This window comes from Roseovarius sp. MMSF_3350, from assembly GCF_030733425.1.
Taxonomy (GTDB): domain Bacteria; phylum Pseudomonadota; class Alphaproteobacteria; order Rhodobacterales; family Rhodobacteraceae; genus Roseovarius.
In genome coordinates, this window is the sequence record NZ_JASHIZ010000030.1 from 1 (window position 1) to 22,661 (window position 22,661).

At 63.1% G+C, this 22,661-nt stretch carries 14 protein-coding genes; 8 read left to right on the forward strand and 6 right to left on the reverse strand.

Annotated elements, in window-relative coordinates:
• The first annotated feature begins 422 nt into the window (after positions 1–422).
• Positions 423–1,427 (forward strand): hypothetical protein, encoded by a 1,005-nt coding sequence (locus tag RBB31_RS19740; protein ID WP_306130967.1) that lies wholly within the window; start codon positions 423–425, stop codon positions 1,425–1,427.
• Positions 1,428–1,957: 530 nt separating this feature from the next.
• Here RBB31_RS19740 and RBB31_RS19745 read toward each other — a convergent pair.
• From RBB31_RS19745 to RBB31_RS19760, 4 genes are all read right to left on the reverse strand, one after another.
• Positions 1,958–4,504 carry an AAA family ATPase gene (locus RBB31_RS19745; RefSeq protein ID WP_306130968.1) on the reverse strand — a complete coding sequence of 849 codons (2,547 nt, stop codon included), beginning with the start codon at positions 4,502–4,504 and terminating at the stop codon, positions 1,958–1,960.
• A gap of 83 nt (positions 4,505–4,587) precedes the next feature.
• The gene (locus RBB31_RS19750) at positions 4,588–4,827 is read right to left on the reverse strand and encodes an AlpA family transcriptional regulator (protein WP_306130969.1); all 240 of its coding nucleotides are present in this window, start codon (positions 4,825–4,827) and stop codon (positions 4,588–4,590) included.
• An 88-nt stretch (positions 4,828–4,915) separates the two neighbouring features.
• On the reverse strand, positions 4,916–5,659 hold the full coding sequence (locus tag RBB31_RS19755) for a hypothetical protein (RefSeq protein WP_306130970.1): 744 nt from the start codon (positions 5,657–5,659) through the stop codon (positions 4,916–4,918).
• 1 nt (position 5,660) lies between these two features.
• A complete protein-coding gene (locus RBB31_RS19760) occupies positions 5,661–6,989 on the reverse strand; it encodes a site-specific integrase (protein ID WP_306130971.1) in 1,329 nt (442 codons plus the stop codon).
• 1,006 nt (positions 6,990–7,995) lie between these two features.
• On the opposite strand from RBB31_RS19760, the gene RBB31_RS19765 reads away from it, so the two are divergent.
• The 6 genes from RBB31_RS19765 to RBB31_RS19790 all read left to right on the forward strand — a co-directional run bounded on the left by RBB31_RS19765 (position 7,996) and on the right by RBB31_RS19790 (position 17,627).
• Positions 7,996–10,200 (forward strand): hypothetical protein, encoded by a 2,205-nt coding sequence (locus RBB31_RS19765; RefSeq protein ID WP_306130972.1) that lies wholly within the window; start codon positions 7,996–7,998, stop codon positions 10,198–10,200.
• 205 nt (positions 10,201–10,405) lie between these two features.
• Complete coding sequence (locus tag RBB31_RS19770) at positions 10,406–11,743, forward strand: TolC family protein (RefSeq protein ID WP_306130973.1); 1,338 nt, start codon at positions 10,406–10,408, stop codon at positions 11,741–11,743.
• Positions 11,744–11,769: 26 nt separating this feature from the next.
• On the forward strand, positions 11,770–13,905 hold the full coding sequence (locus tag RBB31_RS19775) for a type I secretion system permease/ATPase (RefSeq protein WP_306130974.1): 2,136 nt from the start codon (positions 11,770–11,772) through the stop codon (positions 13,903–13,905).
• Positions 13,902–15,074: an HlyD family type I secretion periplasmic adaptor subunit gene (locus RBB31_RS19780; protein WP_306130975.1), complete on the forward strand. Its 1,173-nt coding sequence runs from the start codon at positions 13,902–13,904 to the stop codon at positions 15,072–15,074. Before RBB31_RS19775 ends, RBB31_RS19780 begins: the two co-directional genes overlap by 4 nt.
• Positions 15,075–15,229: 155 nt before the next feature.
• Positions 15,230–16,483, forward strand: coding sequence for a BamA/TamA family outer membrane protein (locus tag RBB31_RS19785; RefSeq protein WP_306130976.1), 1,254 nt, complete (start codon positions 15,230–15,232; stop codon positions 16,481–16,483).
• A gap of 676 nt (positions 16,484–17,159) precedes the next feature.
• A complete protein-coding gene (locus tag RBB31_RS19790; protein WP_306130977.1) occupies positions 17,160–17,627 on the forward strand; it encodes a hypothetical protein in 468 nt (155 codons plus the stop codon).
• On the opposite strand, the gene RBB31_RS19795 is transcribed toward RBB31_RS19790, so the two are convergent.
• Positions 17,618–18,274: a response regulator transcription factor gene (locus RBB31_RS19795; RefSeq protein ID WP_306130978.1), complete on the reverse strand. Its 657-nt coding sequence runs from the start codon at positions 18,272–18,274 to the stop codon at positions 17,618–17,620. The two genes, RBB31_RS19790 and RBB31_RS19795, sit on opposite strands and share 10 nt — an antisense overlap.
• 160 nt (positions 18,275–18,434) lie before the next feature.
• The gene (locus tag RBB31_RS19800; RefSeq protein ID WP_306130979.1) at positions 18,435–20,384 is read right to left on the reverse strand and encodes a hybrid sensor histidine kinase/response regulator; all 1,950 of its coding nucleotides are present in this window, start codon (positions 20,382–20,384) and stop codon (positions 18,435–18,437) included.
• Between the two features lie 262 nt (positions 20,385–20,646).
• Between RBB31_RS19800 and RBB31_RS19805 the strand changes: the two genes are divergently transcribed.
• Positions 20,647–22,269, forward strand: coding sequence for a BapA prefix-like domain-containing protein (locus tag RBB31_RS19805; RefSeq protein WP_306130980.1), 1,623 nt, complete (start codon positions 20,647–20,649; stop codon positions 22,267–22,269).
• The last annotated feature ends 392 nt before the right edge of the window (positions 22,270–22,661 follow it).

Sequence of the window (22,661 nt, forward strand, 5' to 3'; positions counted from 1 at the left end):
ACTGCCTTCTCCCCCCCCCCCGGCCTCACCCACGCGAGTCTAGGATTTCTCTGTAGGCGCGCTCGGCAAAATGCTTTGTTCCGGAGCTTTTTGACAGGATGGTCAAGTATGGCACGCTTTCCTTGGCACTTGCTTCAGTGATTCAATCGCTGAGGCTGCTAACCTGCTATGGCAGCCTTCACGCAATCCGCCGCGAATTTTATCTTTCTACTCTTCCCTGGTAAACGTCGACAACGGCCCAAAGCTGACCTGCGGCTCTTGGAGGGCACATCCAGCAAAGCGACCCGCGCAACGCCTTCAACCTGAACCTGGCGCGCTACATCGACACCTCGGAAGCCGAGGACATCCACGACATCGACGCGCACCTGCAGGGCGGCATCCCGAAACGGGACATCGACGCGTTGGACAGCTGGTGGAAGGTCATGCCATCGCTGCGCGGCGAGCTCTTCGAAGACCTCCGTCCGGGATACCTCTCGCTGACCCGCCCGATTGCCGAGGTGAAATCTGCCATCGAGGAACATGCGGAATTCCGGACCTTCACCGCCTCTGCCGCCGCGACCTTCACGGGATGGCGGGGACGGGCGGATGCGGCATGCCGCGCCTTCGTGCCGGGGGACCAGCCGAAGGAGCTGATCGAGGCGATTTCGGAGGACCTGCTGGCCGCCTTCCAATCCGTCCCGCTCGTCGACCCCTACGATGTGTACCAGCACCTGATGGACTACTGGGCCGAGGCGCTGCAGGACGATTCCTATGTCATCGCCGCGACCGGTTGGGTTGCGGGCTCGCAGCCGCGCGAGATCGTCAAGCGCAACGCGGGCGTGGTCGCTGCCGATGCGCCATCGCCGCGGGTGACACGGCGCGATGAGTTCGTGAGCTGGCTGGCCGCGAAGTCCCCCCGGCTGATCTGCGCGCTGATCCACAAGTTCGACACGACCGATCTGTCTGGGCCGCCCCCGAACGTCACCGGCCGGTTCTACGTGTTCGTGGACGAGTGCCACCGCACCCAGGGTGGCGACATGAACAAGCAGATGAAGCGCTGGCTCGAGGGCGCCATCTTCGTCGGTTTCACCGGAACCCCGCTGCTGCGGAAGGATCGGCAGACCACGCGCGAGGTCTTCGGCACCTACATCCACACCTACAAGTTCCAGGAAGCGGTCCGGGACAAGGTCGTGCTCGACCTGAAATATGAGGCGCGCGACGTGCCGCAGCGCATGACGAGCCCAGCCGCTATTGACGCCTGGTTCGAGAAGAAGACGAAGAACCTCAATAACTTCCAGAAAGCCGTTCTGCGGAAGCGTTGGGCCAACATGGAAGAGCTGCTCAGCGCGACCGAACGGAAACGCCGGAGGGGGGTGCGCCATCCATCAGGAACACTCCCGGCAGGAGGCGACCCTCTGCGCTGTCTGCCCGGCGCACGATGCAGGTGATTGCATCACAGCCCGGCGGAATGATGGGCCTTGCAGGATTGCGGAGCGAAGGCGCTGACGCCATGCCGACGATCCATCCGGCGGCGGCGACGCCCAAAAGGGCGGCAATCGGAATGTCAGTCAGTTCAAACTGATGTTCGGGATGACGCTCGAAGGTGCGGTGGATCTGATCCATCCAATCGGCGGCGTAAGTCATGATGTGGTCCTTTTCGAGTTGTTGAAGGTGGATTGGGCTGCGCAGGTAGGCGCGAGATAGATGGGATTTGCGGCGCTAAGTGCGGAGGCAAGTTGTCCCGGCAGGGGGGCATGAGACCCTAGACAAAATTGGCCCCAAAATGTGCGGAGGAAGTTCGATTTCCCTAGGGTGTATTGCTACCTCCGCAGGGGGTGTCTTTGGGTAGACACCACCCCGCTGCAGGTTAGACAAACACTCAATCTGCGGAGCTTTGCGGAGGTGAATGCGGAGATAGCAGCCAGGCTCCGCAGCGCCCCAGCCCCTCACTGCGGGAAGCAAATTGGTGTTGCCGCGCTCAATCATCGGACACGTCCGCGCTGTCTGCGGCCTCAGGGCTCGCCCTTTCGCCAGCTGCGACGCAAGGGTGCTTGTGGCGGTCAGCGCATTTTTCATCCTGCACGATCAGAAGGCCGTTTTTCTTTCCAGCTTCGATAATTGCTTGGACCTCGCGGCGTGCAAATTCCTGCTCAGGCGTCCGGTCGTCCCTGCCCGTGCCGCTGGGATCAATCGGTTTGGCAAGCACGTCGGCAATCAGGTAACCGACCCAACCGCGCGACTTAACACTGGTGCGGCGCGCATCTGCCGTGGCTGCGTCCAGCGCGTCCTGGATATCTTTCATTTCGGCAGCGGTCACCTTGCCCTTTTCAGCGGCGGTAGGCGGCTGCCAGCGCTCGACGGTCTGAACGTAATCCCCATCTGGGTATTTCGAGGTGCTATTTCCCAGAGAGACGCTCACGAGCCGAAGCCACCTTGCCCCTTCTGCCGGGGCAAGGTTGGCCTTGCCGTTGTCCACCCGGACGTAGCGCCATGCCTCTTCACTCGGAATGCTCAGCTTTGCTGTTTCTGCGCGGCTCATCCTCGCCACCTGCCGTACGGACCGCGCGGCGTCCACGAACGCGGACGCTCCGCGGGATGCACCAGCCCCCGCAGCGGCCATGTCCTGTGCCGCAGCTTTGCCGGTATGATGAACCAGGATGATCGCGACGCCCGTGCGCTCTGCGATTTCCCGCAGCGCACCCATCAGCAAGTTGGCTTCCTCGTTGGAGTTCTCGGACAGGGTGTGGAGTGCACCAAGCGGATCGAGCACCAGAGCGTCAATCTGCAGCTCAGTAATCCGGGCAATGATGCCTTCCACCACGCCGCGGTCAATCTCTGCTCCCTGCCGTCCGCTCTGCGCCAGCTTGAACGGCAGGTCGCGTCCGGAGGTCATGAACAGCCGGTCGCCCAGTTCGCCGTCAGTGATCCCGTGTTTGAGCATTGCGGCCTTCAAACGGCGGTAGTTTTCATCACCGCCATCCTCTGCGTTGTGATACCAGACGCGATGCTTGCCGCCGCCGCGGGGTGCGTCACCTGCAAGCAATTCCCGGCCAGTCACCATTGCCAGCGCTTCCACCATCGCCAACGCCGACTTGCCGGTGCCACCAGGTGCGACAATCATCGACACCATACCGCGCACCACACTCCAGCCGTAGAGCCATTCCCGGGGCGGAACTGCCCTTGTCAGAGAGGCGGAGCCCACCGCTTGCAGGGGCTTTGCTTGCACCTCAAAAGCCAACCGGGCTTCTGCGGTCCTGACCTCGCCATGCCCTGCGGGGTTCACTTGCTCCAACATCCGCATCAGCGTTCCCCAGCCCGTTCCGGGGGCTTTGAAGCTATCCCATGCCTGCAAGTCGCGGTCAGGGACACCTTCAAGCCAACGGTCTGACCAATCCAGCCAGATTTTGCGGCCCTCGGCTTCGATGCCCCCCTGCACCGCTGCACCCTTGACAGCAAAGCCGACGAGCAGCCAATCGTCCCGGTCATCAAAATGGCCCGCGTCGTTGGGCAGAAGATCAAGCGCCATGCGCAAGATCTCCGCGCTGGGCGCGGGGTTTCCAGTCTTGCGCTCGCCCGTCGCACCGTAGTGATTTTCGGACCCGGCGGCGCGCTTGGCAGATCCATTTCCCCCCTTAGTCCGCTTGCCGGGGAGGCCGAGCCGCGCCACAACAGCTTCCACTGCGCCGCACACGTCCGCCGCCGGGCGGGGTTTCGCGGAGGCGTTCTTCGTCCGAGGCTGCGCCAAAACGGGCACACAACCCCGCTTGCGCTTGCTAGGGGTCGGCAAGTTGACGGTGAACGGCAAGCGAACGATACGCGGCGCATCGGACATGTTGTCAGACCCGATGCGCTGCATTGCATCCCGCATCTGAACCGTGTTCGCGTCCATGTCCGCGTCGGCCTGAGGCTCAATGGGAAGCCAGACCTGGACGCCATTGCCGGTGTTCAGGACCATCGCCGGGTCAGCCTCGGTGCCCAGAGCGTCCACCGTCCGCGACCAATCCGCGTCCACGTCCGGCGCGTCCTTGTAGTCCATGTCCAGCACCATTGCACGGCGCGCAACTACATCCAGCGCCTTGCCGGATTGCGTGGTTCCCGCCATGTCCGCGCGGCGCGGGTTAAGACCCACATAGAGGTTCCGGCATCCGTTGTTCTGGCGGACGAACTCCTCGAGGGCTTTACGCTCAGCGCAATCGTCCAGCCGCCCACACAGGCTTTCGGGTGCGCCCCCAACCGGGCACAAGGTCCGCAATTCGATCACGTCGCCGGGGGCGAAAGCCGGTGCAATCGCGTCCAGCGCCATCCTGGCAGCGGAGCCGTCGGAAATGGCCTTGATGATCCCGTCTGCAAGCGCAGTGCCGGACAAAATGCCAATCGCAGCACGCACGTTGATACTCTCGGCAGTGTCAGGCGCCACAAGGCCCGCGTGCTTTGCATCTGACAGAACGGTCAACCACGGAGTGTTCCATTCCACCGCGCTGTCAGCTTGATCGATGACGGGAGAGTTGATAGTTTCTTGAAGCATAGAAAGCTCGCTTTCCAAGACCGTCGCCCATGCCCGGCTGACGGTCTTTTTTCATTGATTGTTCAGGTTGCCGTATGGGCGGATCAGGCGGCGTTGCGCCTAGCTTGGCGGTCCAACCACTCGTTCACGTCTTCGATGCGCCAGAAGACTGCGCGGCCAATTTTGAACGAACGCGGCAAGCGTACTTCAGGATTGGGATGGTTCCGCAGTTGGTTGATCCAAGCGAGCGAGACCCCCATGCGGGCGGCGAGCTCGCCGGGGCGGATAGTGAGGGGTTCGAGGGGCGCGGTAGGCTTTTCCGTGGCGTCTGCTGGGTTTTTCATTGTTTAACTCCATTTGCTAAGGCAGATGAAGTGAACATGAAGGATTGCGCCGCATTCGTATTGGGGGGTCGTTTTGAGATTTCACCGCCTAATCCCGCCTAATTGGGTTGGGCCGATAGGCCAGCCTCCAGATTTCCGCTACTTGCTCTGCTGGTAAGGAAAGCGCCTCTTCGCCCGCTTCGAGAGCCGCGCGGAGCGAAGCGCGATAAGGCTCGATCTCGTCAAACCCCTTTTGCTCCGCCGTTTCGCGTTTCCAACCCGTCCATGTCCTGTTCGGCAGGTCGCCCGGAAAGATGCGCCTCCTTGTCTCATCCTCCGACCGGTTGTTAAGAATTGCCTGTTCGAGCACATGGCGCGTGAGAAGCCCCCGCGCAGTCCGGATCATTGCCTGCTCAGTCCCGCGCCAGCTGGTGTTCATCGCCAAGAGGTCAATATCAGCACCCTCGCCCCCGTTTTGAATACGGTTGATCGCTATGGCTTTGAGTGCAGCAGGCATGAAACTTTCAGGCAAGATGCTGCCTTCCAATCCGACTTTGGCTGGGGCTTCGAGCCGTTGCAGCAGCTTGACCAACACCGCCCATTGCCACGCCTGCCAAAGGTCTTCAGGTGTGTCGGGAACGCGATGCTCAGCAAGCAAAAGCGCCGCGCCTTCCTCTATCTCGGCGGGGATGCCGCTCCCGTCAGCAAGCGAGGCCACGAACGTCCAGAATGCTGGAGCGTCCAAAGCCCCGCCATCTTCGACCTGCGCATCAAGAATTTCGTCCAACGCGCGATGCAGGTCTTCGCGGCGGGTATCGCCAGTCAATATCTCACCCAAGGTTTTATCGGTCATCCTATTGGCCACTGCCGGTCGATACTGCCACGGCGTTGCCCGTGTCTGCTCCAGCGTCCTCGCCGGCACAGTAGGCAGCCCAAGCCTCCATCATGGGTCTGCGGCGCTCTACGGCAGACAGACGCATATAGGCCCGCTCAACCGCGCCCAACTGGTGCGCGAGTTGCTCTTCAATCAACTCGCGGGGAAAGTCCGTTTCCGTGGCGGCCCATCCTTTGAAGGTAGCCCGCAGGCCATGCACTGTGTATTTCTCGAACCCCTGCAAGCGGCGCATGAACATCAGTGCAGCCATTTCCGACAAAGGGTGCCCTTTGCCGTTCAGGAAGACATGGCGCTTCGTGCTGCCAAAGACGGAGCCGTGCCTTTGGGCCTCTTCCAGAATCTCGAACATCCGCCCAGTGATCGGCACGACATGATCCCGTCGCATCTTCATCCGCGCCGCCGGGATGGTCCACACTTTCTGTTCAAGGTCGATTTCATCCCAGACTGCAAACCGAGCCTCGCCCGTCCGGCAGGCGGCAAGGGCAATCCATTCGAGCATGAGCGCCGTGACGCCGCCCCCCTGCCGGGACCGCACCACGGACAGGAAATCAGTAATCTGCCCGTGCGGAATGGACGTGTGGTGGCCCCGCGTCAGCTTCTTGGGGGGTGTGAGCGTATGGTCGAATTGTGTCCAGGTCGCCGGGTTGTCGCCGGTGAAGTAGCCGTTCTGGATCGCGTGGCTGAACAAACGTTCGATCCGCTCACGGCTCCGGGCAGCCGTGACGTTCTTGGTCTCCCATATTGGCAGAAGGACGGCCAGGATATCTTCGCGCGTTATATGGGCCAGGGGCTTGTCCCTCAGCTCCCTCGCGTGGGTGGCGAAGGTGGCCCGCCACTGCTGAATGTGGGCTGCGTTTGTAAAGCGGGGCAGCATCACAGGAAGAAAAAGCTCGTCCGCATACCGACCGAAGGTCATTTCTTCGGCGGCACGGACGCGCGCCGCGTCCGCGGCTTCCCGCTCCGCCGCTTTCGCGTCCCGCCGAGCGTCTTCGATCGGGTCATGGCCTGCGTCCACGGCAGCGCGCAGCGGCGCAACCTTCGCCCTGGCTGACGCCAGCGATGTCGTCGGATAGGTTCCCAGCCCCATGTCTCGCTGCCGGGTCGCACTGCCCTTCGCAGCCTGTCGAGCGACAAAATCAGGGTCGCGGGACGTAAAGCGGAATTTCCACTGGCCACTGCCGGGTGTCTTGTCCGCACGGTAAAACAACCCGCCGCCATCATTCAGGTTTGCGCCAGAATGCGCCGCCTTGATTTCGTTAGCCGTCAGCCGGTTCAGTGTCTTTGCCATTGTCAAAGCCTCCCCTGCATGTGGCGCGGATAGACTGGACGCACGCACGGGTCAATTTTCGCACGGCAAAAAATGTTATCCCCACGCATTGGAGTAGTGCGGTCGGGGGCGTACATATATCCCAAGCGAATAACTATCGCGTCAGTGAACTGCGGTAGTTTGTATGCCTGCATGGCTGCGGGCCTGGAGATCGGCGGAGCGGAGCGCGGGCTACTGGTGTTGTGCAAGTCACGGTTCCTTCGTCCATATGGGCGGAAATGGCTCTTTCAGCACTAATTGGGCACTAAAGTATGAGTTTCTGTCCATTGATGTCTATTGATGTCTATTGATAAGTGCAGCCTTAAAATACTGTCTTTAAATACTTTAATCAATTCGTCCCTTAGTGCTTATTGATATTAGTTTCATTATGTTATGCGGACTTCGTCTCCGCCATCAAACTTTGCCGTAGCAATAAGCTCACTTTCTGCGACGAAAAAGGTGCGCCGCGTCTCACGGACGAGGTCTCCGATCGGCCTCACGCCGCACCGGTCGGCAAAGGCTGAACGGCCCTTTTCCTTGCTGAACAGGCGCCCTTTCGTCGGAGGCCAAACTCGGATCGAGGGCTGTTCAGGATGTGGATACATGCTAAAGGATGTATGCGGGCCATCGACAGCTAAAGACAGGCTCCGCGTACATGCGTTCACACGACCGCCCAGGCGTCGCGCGGCGTTGCGCGGTGTGGCGATGTGACGGTCCAGGTGCGGCCGGCGCGCGAATTTGTCGAATGTATGGGCCTCATATACTAACTTATGCTTCCCAGTGCCGTAATTAGTTGTATAATGACAACTGGTATAGGTTTGTGGCAGGTCTATCTGCTTTTGGATGAAGTTCCTTGTCGGGTTTGCAGGTAAGTGGCTGCAGACACTACAGGATCACTTGGAGGCCCGAGGGCGTGGTGGCGAAGAAGGGTAGGCACGAATCGGTGGATCACACCGGAGAGAACGGCGCGCCGTCTCTCTCTGCGAGCGTGCCTGACTCCGATCGGCAGGGGCCCCGGTCCGGCCTGAACGGAGCGGCGTCCAGCGCCATCGGCATGGGCCTGGTCCTGCAGAGCGGTCGCGCGGAGGCGCGTGCCACCGAAAGCGGCGAGGCGGTGGTGCAGGACGAGGCGGTCCGCACCGAGGAGCGTCAGATCTTTACGGTCGAGGAGGCCGAGGCCGAGGCCGCGTCCGAGGTGCCCGATGTGCAGGTAATGGCGCAGGCGTCTTCGGGAGTGACCTTAAAGGAGACGGAGGCGGAGCCGCCGGTCGAGGTTGCGGAGCTTCCGCCGGCCGGAGCTGTCGTGGCTTCGGGGGGCACGTCGGAAATCGAGGATGCCGGTGCGGCAGCTGCGTCCGCCGCGGCCATGCTGGCGGAAGGCGAGGACGCAGAGACGCTCATCCCGCGCGCCCAGGCGCCGACCGAGGCACCGAAAGTTTATGTCGAGATCGATTCCGAGGATGGCGAGGATGGCCTGTTGGGGCCGGTCCTCGACCCCGTGCTTGACCCGGTGCTGGGGGAAGACGGCGTTGTCGACGGCCTGTTGGGCGCGATTGCCGGCGATGGCGGTGTCCTGGACAGCCTGCTTGGCGAGGGCAGTGTCATCGATGATGTGATCGATACGATCATCGGCGACAATGGCCTGCTGGACCTCGACGTGCTTGAGGGCCTGCTGGGCGAGGACGGCTATCTTGGTGGCGTTGTCGATGTCGTGCTCGGCGACGAGGGTTTGGTCACGGATATCCTTGGCGAGGATGGGGTCGTGGACGACCTGCTGGACCCGCTGCTCGGAGACGAGGGCGTGCTGGACGGTATCCTGAGCCCGGTGCTTGGCGGTGGCGCGGTCGATGACCTGCTGGGCCAGGACGGTGTCGTGCCGGGGCTCGTCGGGGACCTGATCGGTGACGACGGCCTGGTGGACGAGATCGTCGGAGATATTCCGGTGGTGGGTGATCTGCTCGGGTCCGACGGGTTGCTGGGCGGCGTGCTCGGGGGCGACAGCGCGCTGGGCGGGCTAATTGGGCTGGGCGGCAGCGGCGACAATGATTCGGCAGGTGATAGCTCCGGGTCCGACGGTTTGCTGGGTGGCGTGCTTGGCGATGACGGCCTTGTGGGCGGCGTGCTGGGTGATGATGGCCTTGTAGACGGTGTGCTAGGTGAAGATGGCCTTGCGGGCGGCGTGCTGGGTGACGACGGCCCGGTGGGCAGTATGCTTGGTGATGACGGCCTGGTGGACGGTGTGCTGGGTGATGATGGCCTTGTGGGCGGCGTGCTGGGTGAAGATAGCCCGGTGGGCAGTTTGCTGGGTGACGACGGCCCGGTGGGTGGTTTGCTGGGTGACGACGGCCTTGTGGGCGGCCTTCTTGGGGCGGGCGGCGACGATGATGATACCGCTGCGGATGACGGTGATTCCGGTGGTAGCGCCAGCGGCCTGCTGGGATCGCTGACAGGCGGCGGCGGGCTGATCGGCGGCCTGTCGGGTATTGTTGCCGGCGGCGGTGGTGCTCAGAACAACGCGGTAGTGACCGGTGCCGGTGATACCGGCAGCGTGGAGTCCGCGTCGGCGGATGATTCTGTGTCAGGTGCGCCTGACGCGAACGGCTCGGAGCCTGAACAGTCTGAGCCCCGGCCCGAAACGGGCACGGATCCGGAAACAGGTGCAGATTCGTTCGATGACCTGGAGGAGTCGGGGGATGACGGATTTCTCGATACCCTTGTCGGAGCGGGCGATGACATGGCCGCGGACCTTGCGGAGAACCTGACGCAGTTTGGCGGGGGCCTTCCCGTTGACGGGATGGACGATGTCCTGACCGGGCTTCTTGGGGACGACGACGCGTTCGGCGTCGAGGTTCCCGAAAGCGAGATCGACGGCTTTGACGACCTTTTCGCCGGTCTGGTCGGGGACAGCAGTCTGACCGGCACATTGGTCGGGACGGGCGGTGACCTGCTGGCCGATGGCGAGGTCGATGACCTGCTGAGCGAGATCCTCGGGCCTTCGAGCGCGGATGTCACCGGTGGGGACGGCGACGTGATCGGGGCGCTGCTGGGCGATGCGGATGCCGATGGCGCAGATTCGCAGGTTGGCGGTCTGCTGGCAGATATCGGCGGCCTGTTTGGCGACGCTGCCGGTGGCATGAATGCGGACAGTTCGCTGTTGGATGATCTGTTCTCGTCCCAGGACGATAGCGTCTAATAGAACACAACCACAGCGTTGCAGGCTATTGAGACTAAATAGGATAGTGCACTACATCCAATTTGGTGGTAATTGTTCCTTGCAATGCTTTCGGCTGTAAGAGATCTTTTACTTGCGGTTGAATTGTGTATCTTGATTAAGCGTGGGGGTTGAATATCAGGGAGGTGCCGTCCTTTTACAGGGCCGGCCCCAGTGGTGTCGTGGGATGAGCAAGCAGCGCGAGCTGTCATTTCGTAGGGGGTGCGCTTTCGAAAGCAATGACCGGGCCCGTTCCGCCGCGGCTGCCTTCGATGCTTTGAACTGGCCGGTTGCGGCCATTGCCCTGTCTTTCCTTTTCATTCTTGCCATTGCCAGCCCGGTGCGGGCGCAGATGTCGCTGCAGGAGGCGGTTCTGCTGGCCGCGCAGACGGATCCGGGCGTCGAGGCGCTGCGGCAGGAGGTCGCGATAAAGAGCGTGGATATCGACGCCGCGCGCGACGCCTATTTCCCCGCGATCAGCCTGTCCGGTGAAACCAGTACGACCGCCAGCGACGGGCCCGGCCTGGTGCTGAGCGTCACGCAGCTGCTTTTCGACTGGGGCAAGACGAAGGCGGAGATCGAGCAGGCCTCGCAGGTGCGGGTGCAGGCGATGGCCGACCTGAAGATGGCGGTGGAGGACCTGTCCTTCGAGATCGCGGGATATTTCCTCGATGTCGAGGTGCTGGATCGCAAGATTGCCTATACCCGGGAATACATGAGCTTTTCCCGCCGCCTGGCAGGACAGGCGCAGGACCGTGCCAGGGGCGGTGTCGGCGACAACAGCGAGGTGGCGCGCGCCCGGCTGGAGATCGCCAGGGCGGAAGAGCAGATGTCGCAGCTCTTGGCTAACCGGCAGATCGCGCTGGCGCAGTTGGAATATCTGGTGGGCCGGCCGCTGGGCGATGTGCGCAGGCCGCCCGCGATCGGGTTTGCGCAGCATTACGGGTCAGTCGAGAAGATCCGCGCCGCCATCCGGATCGCGCCGGAATACACCGCCGCCCGGGCGGAGGTGGCCGAGGCCGAGGCGGGGATCGATACCGCGAAGGCGCAGCGCTTTCCCACCATCAACCTGCAGGCGCAGGGACGCGCGGATCTGAATGGCGGTGACACGCAGACCGCGCTTGGAATCTCGGCCGGGGTCGATCTGAATTCGCGCGGCTTCGGCCAGCGGCAGATCCAGAGCGCGCGGCTGGAGGTGGAAGGCGCGAAGGCGTCGATGCGCGGGGTGGAGCGCGAGTTGCTGAACGCCACGACAACCGCGCTGGAGCGGCTGCAACTGTTGCGGACGAGCGAACGCTCGAAAGCGGCGCAGCTGGTGGAATCGGAAAAGGTGCTGGCCTCGTACGAAGAGCAGTTCATCGCGGGACAGCGCGAGATTCTGGACCTGCTGACCACGGGGCGTGACCTTTACGACGCGCAGATCGACGAGATCGATACCTATGACGAGAGAAAGAGGACCGAGTACGAGTCCGCCAGGGACCTTGGTGTCCTTGGCACGATGCTGTCGGCGGGCACGGTAAGATGACGACGGGAAGACACGGGGAAAACGCGATGACTGATGCGGAATTGCATGATCCGCTTGTATTGGGGCTGTTGCAGCTGTGCAGGATCCAGGGCGTCACGACCTCCTCGGCTCAGCTGACCGAGGGGCTTCCGCGGGAGGCGGGCAGCCAGTTGTCCGCGGACCTGGCGCCGCTGGCGCTGAGACGGGCGAACATGAGCTGCCGGACGACGCGCGAACCGCTGCAGTCGCTGCCGGAGCACAGCTTTCCGGTGCTGGCGTTCCTGAAGAACGGCCGCACGGTCATCGTGGAGGCCTACAAGGAGGGTCGGGCCAAGGTGCTGTTGCCGGAATCCGGCGGTGGCAGGGCGGTCTGGACCGCCGAGGAACTGGACCGGCTGCGCGACGACAGGGTCCTGATCTCGAAACCCATCGACATCGTGTCGGGCCGCCTGGATGGCAAGAAAGAAGGACGCGGGCACTGGTTGACGGGGCCGGTCTGGGAGAACTGGTGGATCTATCGCGACGTGATGATCGCCTCGATGGCGGCCAATATCCTTGCGGTGGCCACGGCGCTGTTCTCGATGCAGGTTTATGACCGCGTGGTGCCCAACAACGCGATGGATACGCTTTGGATCCTGGCCAGCGGTGTCGGAATCGCCATCGTTCTGGAGCTGATCCTGCGCCTGATGCGGTCGTCGCTGGTGGACGTGTCGGGACGGGACCTGGACCTGCGTCTGTCGGCGCAGCTTTTCGACAAGGTCGCGAACATGCGGCTGATAAACCAGCCGGCCTCGACCGGGGTGTTTGCCAACCAAGTGCGGGATTTCGGCACGGTTCGGGAATTCTTTACCTCGAACACCGTCACGGCGATTTGCGACCTGCCGTTCGTGATCATCTTTCTTGGCGTGATCTGGTTCATCGGCGGACCCATCGCGCTGGTGGTGCTGGCGGGCGTGATCCTGACGGTGCTGCCCGGGCTGCTGATGCAGAAGAAACTGGCCAACGCCTCGCGCGAGAACACGCGGGAGGCGGCGGCGCTGAACGGCCTGCTGCTGGAGACGATCACGAACCTGGAGACGGTCAAGGCGGCGCGCGCCGAAGGACGGCTGCAGCGGTCGCACGCACAACTGACGGCCACCATGGCGACCACGGCAGTCAAGACTCGCAACCTGACCGCGCTGATGACGCAGCTGGTCAGCACGGTGCAGCGGCTGGCCTATGCGGGCGTGGTGATCGTCGGGGTGTACCTGATCGGCGCCGGGGAACTGACCGTGGGCAGCCTGATCGCCTGTACGCTGTTGTCGACGCGCGCGATGTCCCCGATGGGGCAGGTGGCCGGGCTGCTGGCGAAATGGCAGCAGGTGCGTGCAGCGATGGAAGGGCTGAACGAGATCATGAAGCTGCCCGTGGAGCGGCCGACGGACCGGCATTTCGTGCGCGCCACGGACATGAAGGGCGATTACCAGATCCAGGATGTGGTGTTCCGGCACGATCCGCAGGCACCGCCAGTTCTGGCCATTCCCGAACTGAAGATTGGCGCCGGAGAACGCATCGCGATGCTGGGCGGGAACGGGGCGGGCAAGTCAACGCTGTTGCGGCTGCTGGCCGGGCTGACCGATCCGCAGGCGGGCAGTGTGCTGGTGGACAACCTTGCGATGAGCCAGATCGACCCGATCGACCGGCGGCGCCAGATCGGCTATCTGCCGCAGAGCGTCGCCCTGTTCCAGGGGACGTTGCGGGAAAACCTGCTGCTGGATCACGGGCTGCATTCCGACGCGGAATTGCTGGAGGCGCTTGACGCTGTGGGGCTTGGCACGTTCGTGCGGCAGCATGTGCGGGGTCTCGACCTGCAAATCCAGAGCAACGCGAATGTCTCGGGCGGTCAGCGGCAGTCCATCGGGCTGGCCCGCGTGCTGCTGCAGGACCCCAGGGTGGTGTTGCTGGACGAGCCGACCTCGGCCTTCGACCACGTGACCGAAGCGAAAGTGATCAGCTATCTGAAGGAGTGGCTGAAGGGGCGCACGGCGATCATCGCGACGCACAAGCGCGAGCTGTTGGGGCTGACGGAACGGGCGCTTGTTCTCAAGGACGGCAGGGTCGCGCGTGACGGTGACCTGTTGCAGATCCTGAACGCGGCGCGCGCCAACACGGCACAGAAGAAACCGGTGCAGGCGGTGACATGAGCCACGCGGAGCTGGAAACCACGAGCCATCTGGACGGCACCTATCGTCGTCAGACGCTGCGGCGGGCGCGCTGGGTGATCCGCACTGTGGTTCTGTCGCTGATCATCGCCGTGGCCTGGGCGGCGATGGCCGAGATCAACGAGATCACGCGCGGCGATGGACGTGTCGTCCCCTTGCGGCGGTTGCAGTCGATCCAGAGCCTGGAGGGCGGTATCCTGGCGGAACTGCATGTCAGCGAAGGCGACATGGTGGAGGAGGGCCAGCTGATCGCGCGGCTTGATCCGACGCGGTCGGAGACGGCCTTCAACTCGACCCAGGCCGAGATCACCGCGCTGACGGCGGAGGTCAAGCGGCTGGAGTCGGAGGTTCTGGAAGTGCCGGAACTGGATTTCGGGCCGAACCCGACCGAGACCGAGGCCACCGAATTGCGCCTGTTCGAGGCGCGGCGCAAGAAGCTGGACGCCTCGCTGGCGTCGCTGGAGGAGGAGCGCGAGACGGTCCAGAGCCAGATCGACATCACCAGCCCGCTGGCGGCCGGCGGCTCGGTCAGCCAGATCGACCTGTTGCAGCTGCGCCAGCAAAAGGCCGAACTGGACGGGAAGATCAACGAGGTGCGCAACGCCTATGTGCAGGAAGCCTACAAGGATCTTGCAACGCGGCGCGCCAAGCTGACGACCTTGCGGCAGGACCTGATCCAAAAGCGCGACGAGTTCCAGCGGACGGAAATCAAGTCGCCGGTGTCGGGGCGGGTGAACAACATCAAGATCACCACGCTGGGCGGCGTCGTGCAGCCGGGCGAGCCGATCATGGAGATCACCCCGACCGACGACCAGTTGCTGATCGAGACCAAGGTCAAGCCGCAGGACGTGGCCTTTGTCGCGCCGGGAATGCCGGCGAGCGTCAAGATCACGGCCTATGATTTCGCGACCTATGGCGACCTGCTGGGCGTGGTCGAGCAGATTTCCGAGGATACGGTCGAGGAAGAGACGGCGCAGGGGATGCAGGATTTCTATCGGGTGATGGTGCGCACCGAGAGCAGCTATCTGAAGAGCTTTGGCGAGGAATACGCGATTCGTCCGGGCATGGTCGCCCAGGTCGATATCGAAAGCGGGAAACGTTCCATCCTGAGTTACCTGACGCGGCCGCTGACCCGTGCTAGATTGAGATAGACGCTCCGAAAGGGGCAGGCCGGAGCGTGACGCGGGGGGCGCGGCCACGCAACGGTTTACTGGAAAGAAAGAAGAATATGCTGCCGCCAGAAATCGTTTCTTCCCGGCGACTCCCGGGGGTAAACCTTTGTTTCGCCATGCTTTTTGTTTGTGGTATGTCGCCGGCGCCAGCGGCGTTCGCGCAATCGGTCCGGACGTTCGAGCGGGTCGAGGTACGCGGCGCGGAGTTCATCCCCGAACAGGATATAAAGGATACCTGTGGCGCGGTGCCGAACGTGCCTTACCTGGAGCTGGAGTTGCGGGCGATCGAGGAATGCCTGATGTCGACGGGCGTGTTCGAGAGTGTCGCGCTGGTCCCAGAGGGGGACACGCTGGTGATCGAGGTCGAGGAGCTGAACACGCGCCCCGGACGGATCGAGGGATCCATCGCCTATGCATCGGATGACGGGCTGATCGCGGGCCTGTTCTTTGAGCGGTACAACCTGTTTCCCGACACCTACGGGTCGGCCCGCGTGGAGGTGAACGAAGACGTCAATCGGGTGCTGGGGCAGCTGTATCGCGTGGACGTCTTCGGCGATTCCATCGACCTTGGTTTCAAGGCCGGGTGGGAAGACACGTCCTATGACGACCACGCCTTTTCGCAGGAAACCTACCAGGCGGAGGCCTATCTTGCCTGGACGCCGAACGAGGCGACACGGTTCGAGGCCGGGCTGGGATACCGCGATCACCGGCTGTACGACGTGGCGCCGGCGACCAGCGCGCTGTTGCTGAAGGAGCGGACCTCGGGCATCGAGGCGCCCTATCTGCGGCTGGGCCTGGAGCACAGTTCTATGACCGCGGAAGATACCGGGTGGTCCTCCATGGAATACAGCGTGGGGCTGGACCATTACTTCTGGAACCTCGGGACCAGTGACCGTCTTTCCGATTTCAGGCTGGTGACACGGTCTTATGTGCCGCTGTCATCGAGGATGCGCCTGGTGTTTGGCCTGGATGCGGGAACGGTTTCGAGCCTGGGCAGCAATCCCAGCCGCGCCATCGACCGGTTCGCGTCGGGCGCGAACGGGTTTCGCGGCTTCGCGCCGCGGGGAATCGGCCCGCGCGACCAGGGGGCTGCGCTGGGCGGACAGAATTACCTGGTGTCGACCATAGAACTGCAGCGGAACCTGGAGGACATATTCGAGGCGCCGCTGATCGGGGGGCTGTTCTGGCAGACCGGTGGGGTCTGGGACCTCGATGATACGCTGGGCGGCTCGATCGACGACAGTTTTCACAAGCGCAGTTCCGTCGGGGTGTCGGTATCGTTCGAAGTGGGCAAGACGCCTGTTTCGGTTTTCGTCGCCGTGCCGATCGAGAAGGAACCGGGCGACAAGGAACAGCTGTTCGGCCTGAGCCTGACCACGAATTTCTGAGTGCGCGCGAGCCGCCGCGGGGATCGTGGCCTGCTGGGCGAATCATCTGGGTTTTCAAGGTGTTGCCAGCACGCGTGCGCGCAGGAAATGCAGCGCGCCGTTCGCTTTGCCGGGGTGCGGAGCCCGTGGGGCGGCAAGCATGACACTTGGACCGAGCGCGGTATCGGAGCCTTTGTTTACAGGGCTTTTGCAAGGAGGAGCAGGTTTGGCGTCATCGGAGTTACATACAAAAGACTGACAAAGTGATAAAAATACTGGGCAAAAGAATGCCTATATTATAAAAAGTATGTAATCCGGGGCGTCAGGAAAGCTGCCGTTTTACGCGACGTCCGGACCTTTTTATATCTGGTTTCGGTTCGTTCCGACGCCGCAGGGGATGTTGGTATCAGGATGAAATGGCTTCGATCCGCTCGGGCGAATTACGGGCCCTCTTCGGCGCCCAGTCTTGCCGACCGCATTTTTCACCGCACCGAAGACGAGATGGAGCGCGCGTGCTGCCTGCGCGCGGATGTCATCGGGCTGCTGCGTGTCAATCGGGACGCTGCCATTTCTGCGTGTACCGATCGGAGGAACAGGCGGACATCGACACCTGTCGACTGGATTTCCCGGGTTGGTTCAGGGGCGGCCCAAGACGTTGCGTGGGGTTCATGACAGAGATTTACGAAGGGGATGTTTCATGCTGCTGTACAATTTCGAAATGGAAACCGCGATACCCGTCGCCGGACAGGCCCCGCGGGAGGAGCGGCGGGTCCTGGCCTTTCTCGACTGGGACCATCTGCCCTATGAGCTGAGCCGGCCCGGACAGGGGTTTCGGATGTGGCTGTTGCGCGGGGAGGATTCGGACCGCGCGATGGGCCTTTTGCGAAAGTGCCAGGCGCCGCTGGACGTGTTGATCGTCGACGAGGATTTCTTCGGCTTTCCCGAGGATGCCGCCGACATCTGCCTGCAGATCCGCCGCATGTATCCGGATATCCGCATCGTCGGGATAAAGAGCGAGATGGTCGAGGGCGACTCGGTTTTGATGTCGCTGGGGCTGTGCGACCGGACGTTGCCGGCGGCCCCCGATGCCGGGGCGATCGCCGGCACGCTGATGGCGCTGGACGCAAGCCGGCCGCACGCGGGGGGCGCCACCCGTCAGATGTAGTTCATGTCCCGCGCCACGATGACCGCCTGCGTGCGGTTGCTGGCGCCCAGCTTGGTGCAGATCGACTTGACGTGCATCTTGACCGTCGCCTCGGCCAGCGACAGCGCCTCGGCGATCTCGCGGTTCGGGCGGCCCTCGGTCAGAAGGCCGAGAACGTCCATCTCGCGGTCGGAAAGCGGGGCCTTGGTGGTGCCGCGCGACTTGAGCCGCTGCTGATCGATCAGTTCCACCGGAACGTACCGGCCCCCCGCCGCCATGAAGCGGATTTCGTTGGCCAGGTCCTTGAGCGACGCGGTCTTGAGGATCACGCCGGAGCTGCCCATCTGGAGGATTTCGGAGATCACCTGCGCGGCAGGATCACTGGTGAGAAGGCCGGTCGGGCGGCCGCTGTTCGCCTCCATCGCGCGGGCGAGCCCCGATGTGCCGTTCATACCAGGCATGTTGAGGTCGACGAGAACCAGATCGAACGGACCTTCACTGGCGATGATCGACAGGGCCGTGTCGAGATCGGGGGCGGTTGTGACCTCGAAATCGGGCAGGTTGGAAAAGAAATGCTCGAACATCTCGAGCACCAGGGCATGGTCGTCGGCAATCAGCACACGAATGACCGACGCCTGGAAACTTCCAGATGATGCAGCTGTCGTCACGCGTTTTTCCTCTGCGCAGTTGGTTGCCCTTCGGCATCATTGATGTGCCATCCGGCAAGATGGCGGAGACGTCTAAAACAAAAACTAATGCTGCATAAAGAAGATCACGCGCGAAAAACAAAGGTGTGCGATTTTTGCGACATTGCGTTGCTCAAGAGCCTCAGTCGAGCCGTTCAAGGGCGTGTTGCGTTTCTTGTACGGCAGCTTCCAGCTGGTGGACGCCCGGTTCGATTGATTGTTGGCTTTCCAGTGCCAGCTCGACCGCGCGCAATCCCTTCTCGACCGTTGCCAGCCCCGTAAGCGTACACGCGCCGGTGGCCGCGTGCAACATGCGGCCCGTATCCTGGCCGATGCCGTCGTCGCGCAGGCGGGACAGCACATCGGAAGCCTCGTTCAGGGCGCGTTGCATGAAGGAGATGGCACCGGATTTCCCGAACTGCTCAAGCAGGTCGTTGACGACGTAGCTGTTGAGCGGGCCCGGCGGCGCCTGCGGTGCGCTGGCCGGCGTCGGGGCCGCGGGGGCCGCCGCGGCGTCATCCGCGCGGGTCGAATCGAGCACGTTCAGGATGACTTCGCGCAGGATGGCGGGGCGCACGGGTTTCTCGATGACTTTCTCGATGCCGCCGGCGTGACAGGCGTCGACGATCTTCTGGCCGACATGCGCGGTGAGCGCGATGATCGGGCCGGTCCAAGGCGTGCTGATCGCGTTGCGGGCGCGATGTGCGAATTCGACACCGGTCATGTAGGGCAAGGTCATGTCGGTGATGATGAGGTTCAGCCTGTCGCGCACGTCCGGGCTGTCCAGCAGCGACAGCGCCTCGGCCCCGTTTCCCGCCGCCCAGACCCGGGCGCCCGCGCTCCTGAGGACCTGTCCGATCCAGTCGCGGCTGGAGGGGCTGTCCTCGACCAGGATGATGCCGATGCCGGACAAGTCCCCTTCTGGGGCCCCGCCGTGGTACGCCGTGGCCTCGGGGGGGATGTCTCTTTTGCCCTGGAGCAGGGGAATCGTGACTTCGATCACGGTGCCGATCACCGCACCGGCCGGGTCGTCCCCGGCGTGGCGGTCTTCGAGGTCGAGCTTTCCGCCAAGCTGACGCAGGGCGTGGGCCAGTACATTCAGGCCGGCCGAAGGTCGGTCGGGCCGGGGCGCGGTGGCACGACCGAGTGACCTGGTCTGGCCCAGGGCCTCGTACAGGCGCGCCTTCTGATCGTCCGGGAGCCCGCCGCCGAGATCCTTGACGACGAGAGATATCCTGAGGCTGTCCTGAGTGCCGTCGGCCGAGGGCAGGGCGCGGCAGGTCAGGATAATCTCGACCTCGCTGCCACCGTGTTTGGCCGCGTTGTCGATCACGTTCTGGAACAGGGCGCGCACGAACTGAACCGGGCCGTGGACCCAGATATCCTCGTGCGGGTCGAGCCGCAGTTTCAGTTCGACGTCGCGCTGCCGGGCGATCGGGCCGATCACCACGAGCATCGACCTGAGTTCCTCGGTGATGTTGAAGGTCTCGTCGGGGCGGATGCCTGCGAGGCTCTGGTCGCCGCGAATGACGCCGAGCACGTTGCTGATGTGATCGAGCGCCACCTCGGAGGAGTGCCGGAGCTGGTCGCGGTCCCGTTTCCTTTCCGCTTCGGTGGCGTGCTCGGTCTCGATCATCTTTTCGGCGGTCGCCAGGAGCGACTGTATCGGGGTGCGCAGGTCGTGTGCGACGCGCAACAGGGTGGCCGAGCGGGACCGGTTGCGCAGCCAGGACGCCTCGTGGTCGTTCTCGGCCAGGCGCAGCAGGTAGCCGTCGCGCGCGCCGAGGGAGATATGCACCACCTCACCCTCAAGCTCCATCGTGCCGAGCGAGAGCGAGGCGGCGGTGCTGCCGGCGCGGTGGGCCTGGGTGCACAGGGTGGTCCAATCGAGCTTTTCCCGGAGTGTCGCCTGGTTGAGGCCGAGCCGCTGCGCGGGCGGGTTGGCAAGGAGCACCTTGCCGCTGTCGCTGGCCAGCAGGGACGGTCGGCGATCCGTCGCGATCATGCGCGCGATCGTCTGGATCACCGGGCGCATGCTGAACTCCGGCTTGCCGGACGGCCTGGGCGTGTCGGAGATCATACGCGTTTTCATCCCGTTACGATAATCGCAATGGCGGATCGACGGCCTCGGCGGCTGTCGCGTTCAGTCTCTCCGAAATCGCAGTCGCGAGAAACAGGTGCGTGTTCTTCGCGCGGAGGTTCTTGCGAAGCTGGCAGGAGTGCAACACCGAAGGATATAGCATCTAGACAAAAGTTTAATATTGATACATACATTTGATATGTAATTTGCCGTGGGGGCAATCCTAAGTTTGTGATTCTGGCCTCAGGGGGCCTTGTGAAAAAGGATGTAAGATATGGCGATGAGTGGACAGGTGGCAGGTGATGCGGTGGATGTCCAAATTTCGGTCAACCGCGACAGCGTGAGCCGATTTACGAGGTCCGGGGACGACCTGATGGTCGAACTGACCAATGGCGACACCATTCGGATCGAAGATTTTTACGGCGGCGCCGCGAACGGAGAGGCGCATCGCCTTATCTATGCGGATGGCAGCTATAGCGGCGTGGAAGGCGTGATGGGCGAGGAGGCCGTCGCAGGCCTTGGCCAGGGCTTCGGGATGAACGGCCTTGGGGCCGGGCTGGCGGCCGCGGCGGGCATCGGGGGCATTGCCCTGGCGTCGCACCTGGATGACAGCAACGGCGGCGAGACGCTGGATCCCGATCCCGACCCGGAGCCCGATCCGGATCCGGAACCCGATCCCGATCCGGAGCCTGATCCGGACCCGGAGCCGGAACCTGACCCCGATCCGGAGCAGACGACCGGCGTTCTCGACTCGGTCATTGCCGACGATGGCATTCTTGGCCCCGTCACCGGCAACGACGGTGGCCTGGGCGCGATCACGGGGTCGGAAGGTTTGCTGGGGACGCTGGCCGGCGATGACGGATTGCTGAGCCCGGTGACCGGCAGCGAGGGTCTTCTTGGTTCCCTGTTGGGGGCGGGACTGGTCGGTGACGGTTCGATGTCGGACGACCCGCTGGACAGTGTGACGGACGGATTGCTGGGAGAGGAGTCGCTTCTGGGCGGTCTGCTCGGAACGACGGGTCTGACCTCTGGCCTGGCCGAACCGGACGGCCTTGTCGGCGGCCTGTTGACGGAGGACGGACTGGTCGGCGGCTTGTTGACGGAGGATGGTCTTGTCGGCGGCCTGTTGGCCGAAGACGGGCTTGCCGGCGGTTTGCTGGGTGGCGACGGCCCGGTGGGCGGTCTTTTGGGCACCGAGGGCCTGGCCGGCGGCCTGCTGGGCGAGGACGGCCTTGTCGGTGGCCTGCTTGGCGACGAGGGGTTGCTGGGTGGCGTGACCGGAGAAGAGGGCCTGCTCGGCGGTGTGACCGGCGATGACGGTCTGCTGGGTGGGCTTCTGGGCAGTGAAGGACTGGCCGGCGGTCTGCTGGGCGAGGAGGGCCTTGTCGGTGGCCTGCTTGGCGACGAGGGGTTGCTGGGTGGCGTGACCGGAGATGAGGGCCTGCTTGGCGGCGTGACCGGGAATGACGGTCTGCTGGGCGAGGACGGTCTTGTCGGTGGCGTGCTTGGCGACGAAGGGTTGCTGGGTGGCGTGACTGGCGAGGACGGTCTGCTGGGCGGCCTTACCGGGGATGACGGTCTTCTCGGCGGCCTGACCGGAGGGTTCCTCGGTGGCGAAGGCGGCGGGCTGCTCGATCCGGCGATTGCCGATGGCGGCCTGCTGGGCGATGTGACCGGGAACAGCGGCCTGCTGGGCGACGTGACCGGGAATGACGGCCTTCTCGGCGACGTGATCGGTGACGAAGGCATCGTGACGGAAGTGACCGACCTCGTGCTGCTGACGGATGGTGATTCGTCGGGCTCCGGCGGCCTGCTCGGCGGTTTGGCCGGTGGCCTGCTGGGAGGCGATGACGGCTTGCTCGGTGGTCTTCTCGGAGCAGAAGACTCCCTCATCTGATCCGACTTGCCGGATCGGCACCTTGACGCCCCGCCTTTTGGTGGGGCGTTTTTTTGCCGAGAGGTGGGCGGCGGCGCTGATTTTTGGAGTGTTTTGCTGCGGCTGCCGGAAAATCGCCATGAATGGCGTGCAGTAGTCTTGACTTTTAGTGCTTTGGGTCGTCTGATATATACTTAAGGATTTCGCACATACTTAAGGCTGTAGTTTTCAGGGGCCTGTGCGAGAGGGGGTTGAAACAGGAGTGGAAAACATGGCGAACAGAATTATCCAAGCGTCCCCGACGGAGGTGCGCGTCTTTCTGAATGTCGATCAGACAGGACAGGAAGTTTATACACGGTCCGGCAACGACCTTGTCATTGACCTAGGCGCCGGAGAGACGGTGACGGTCAAGG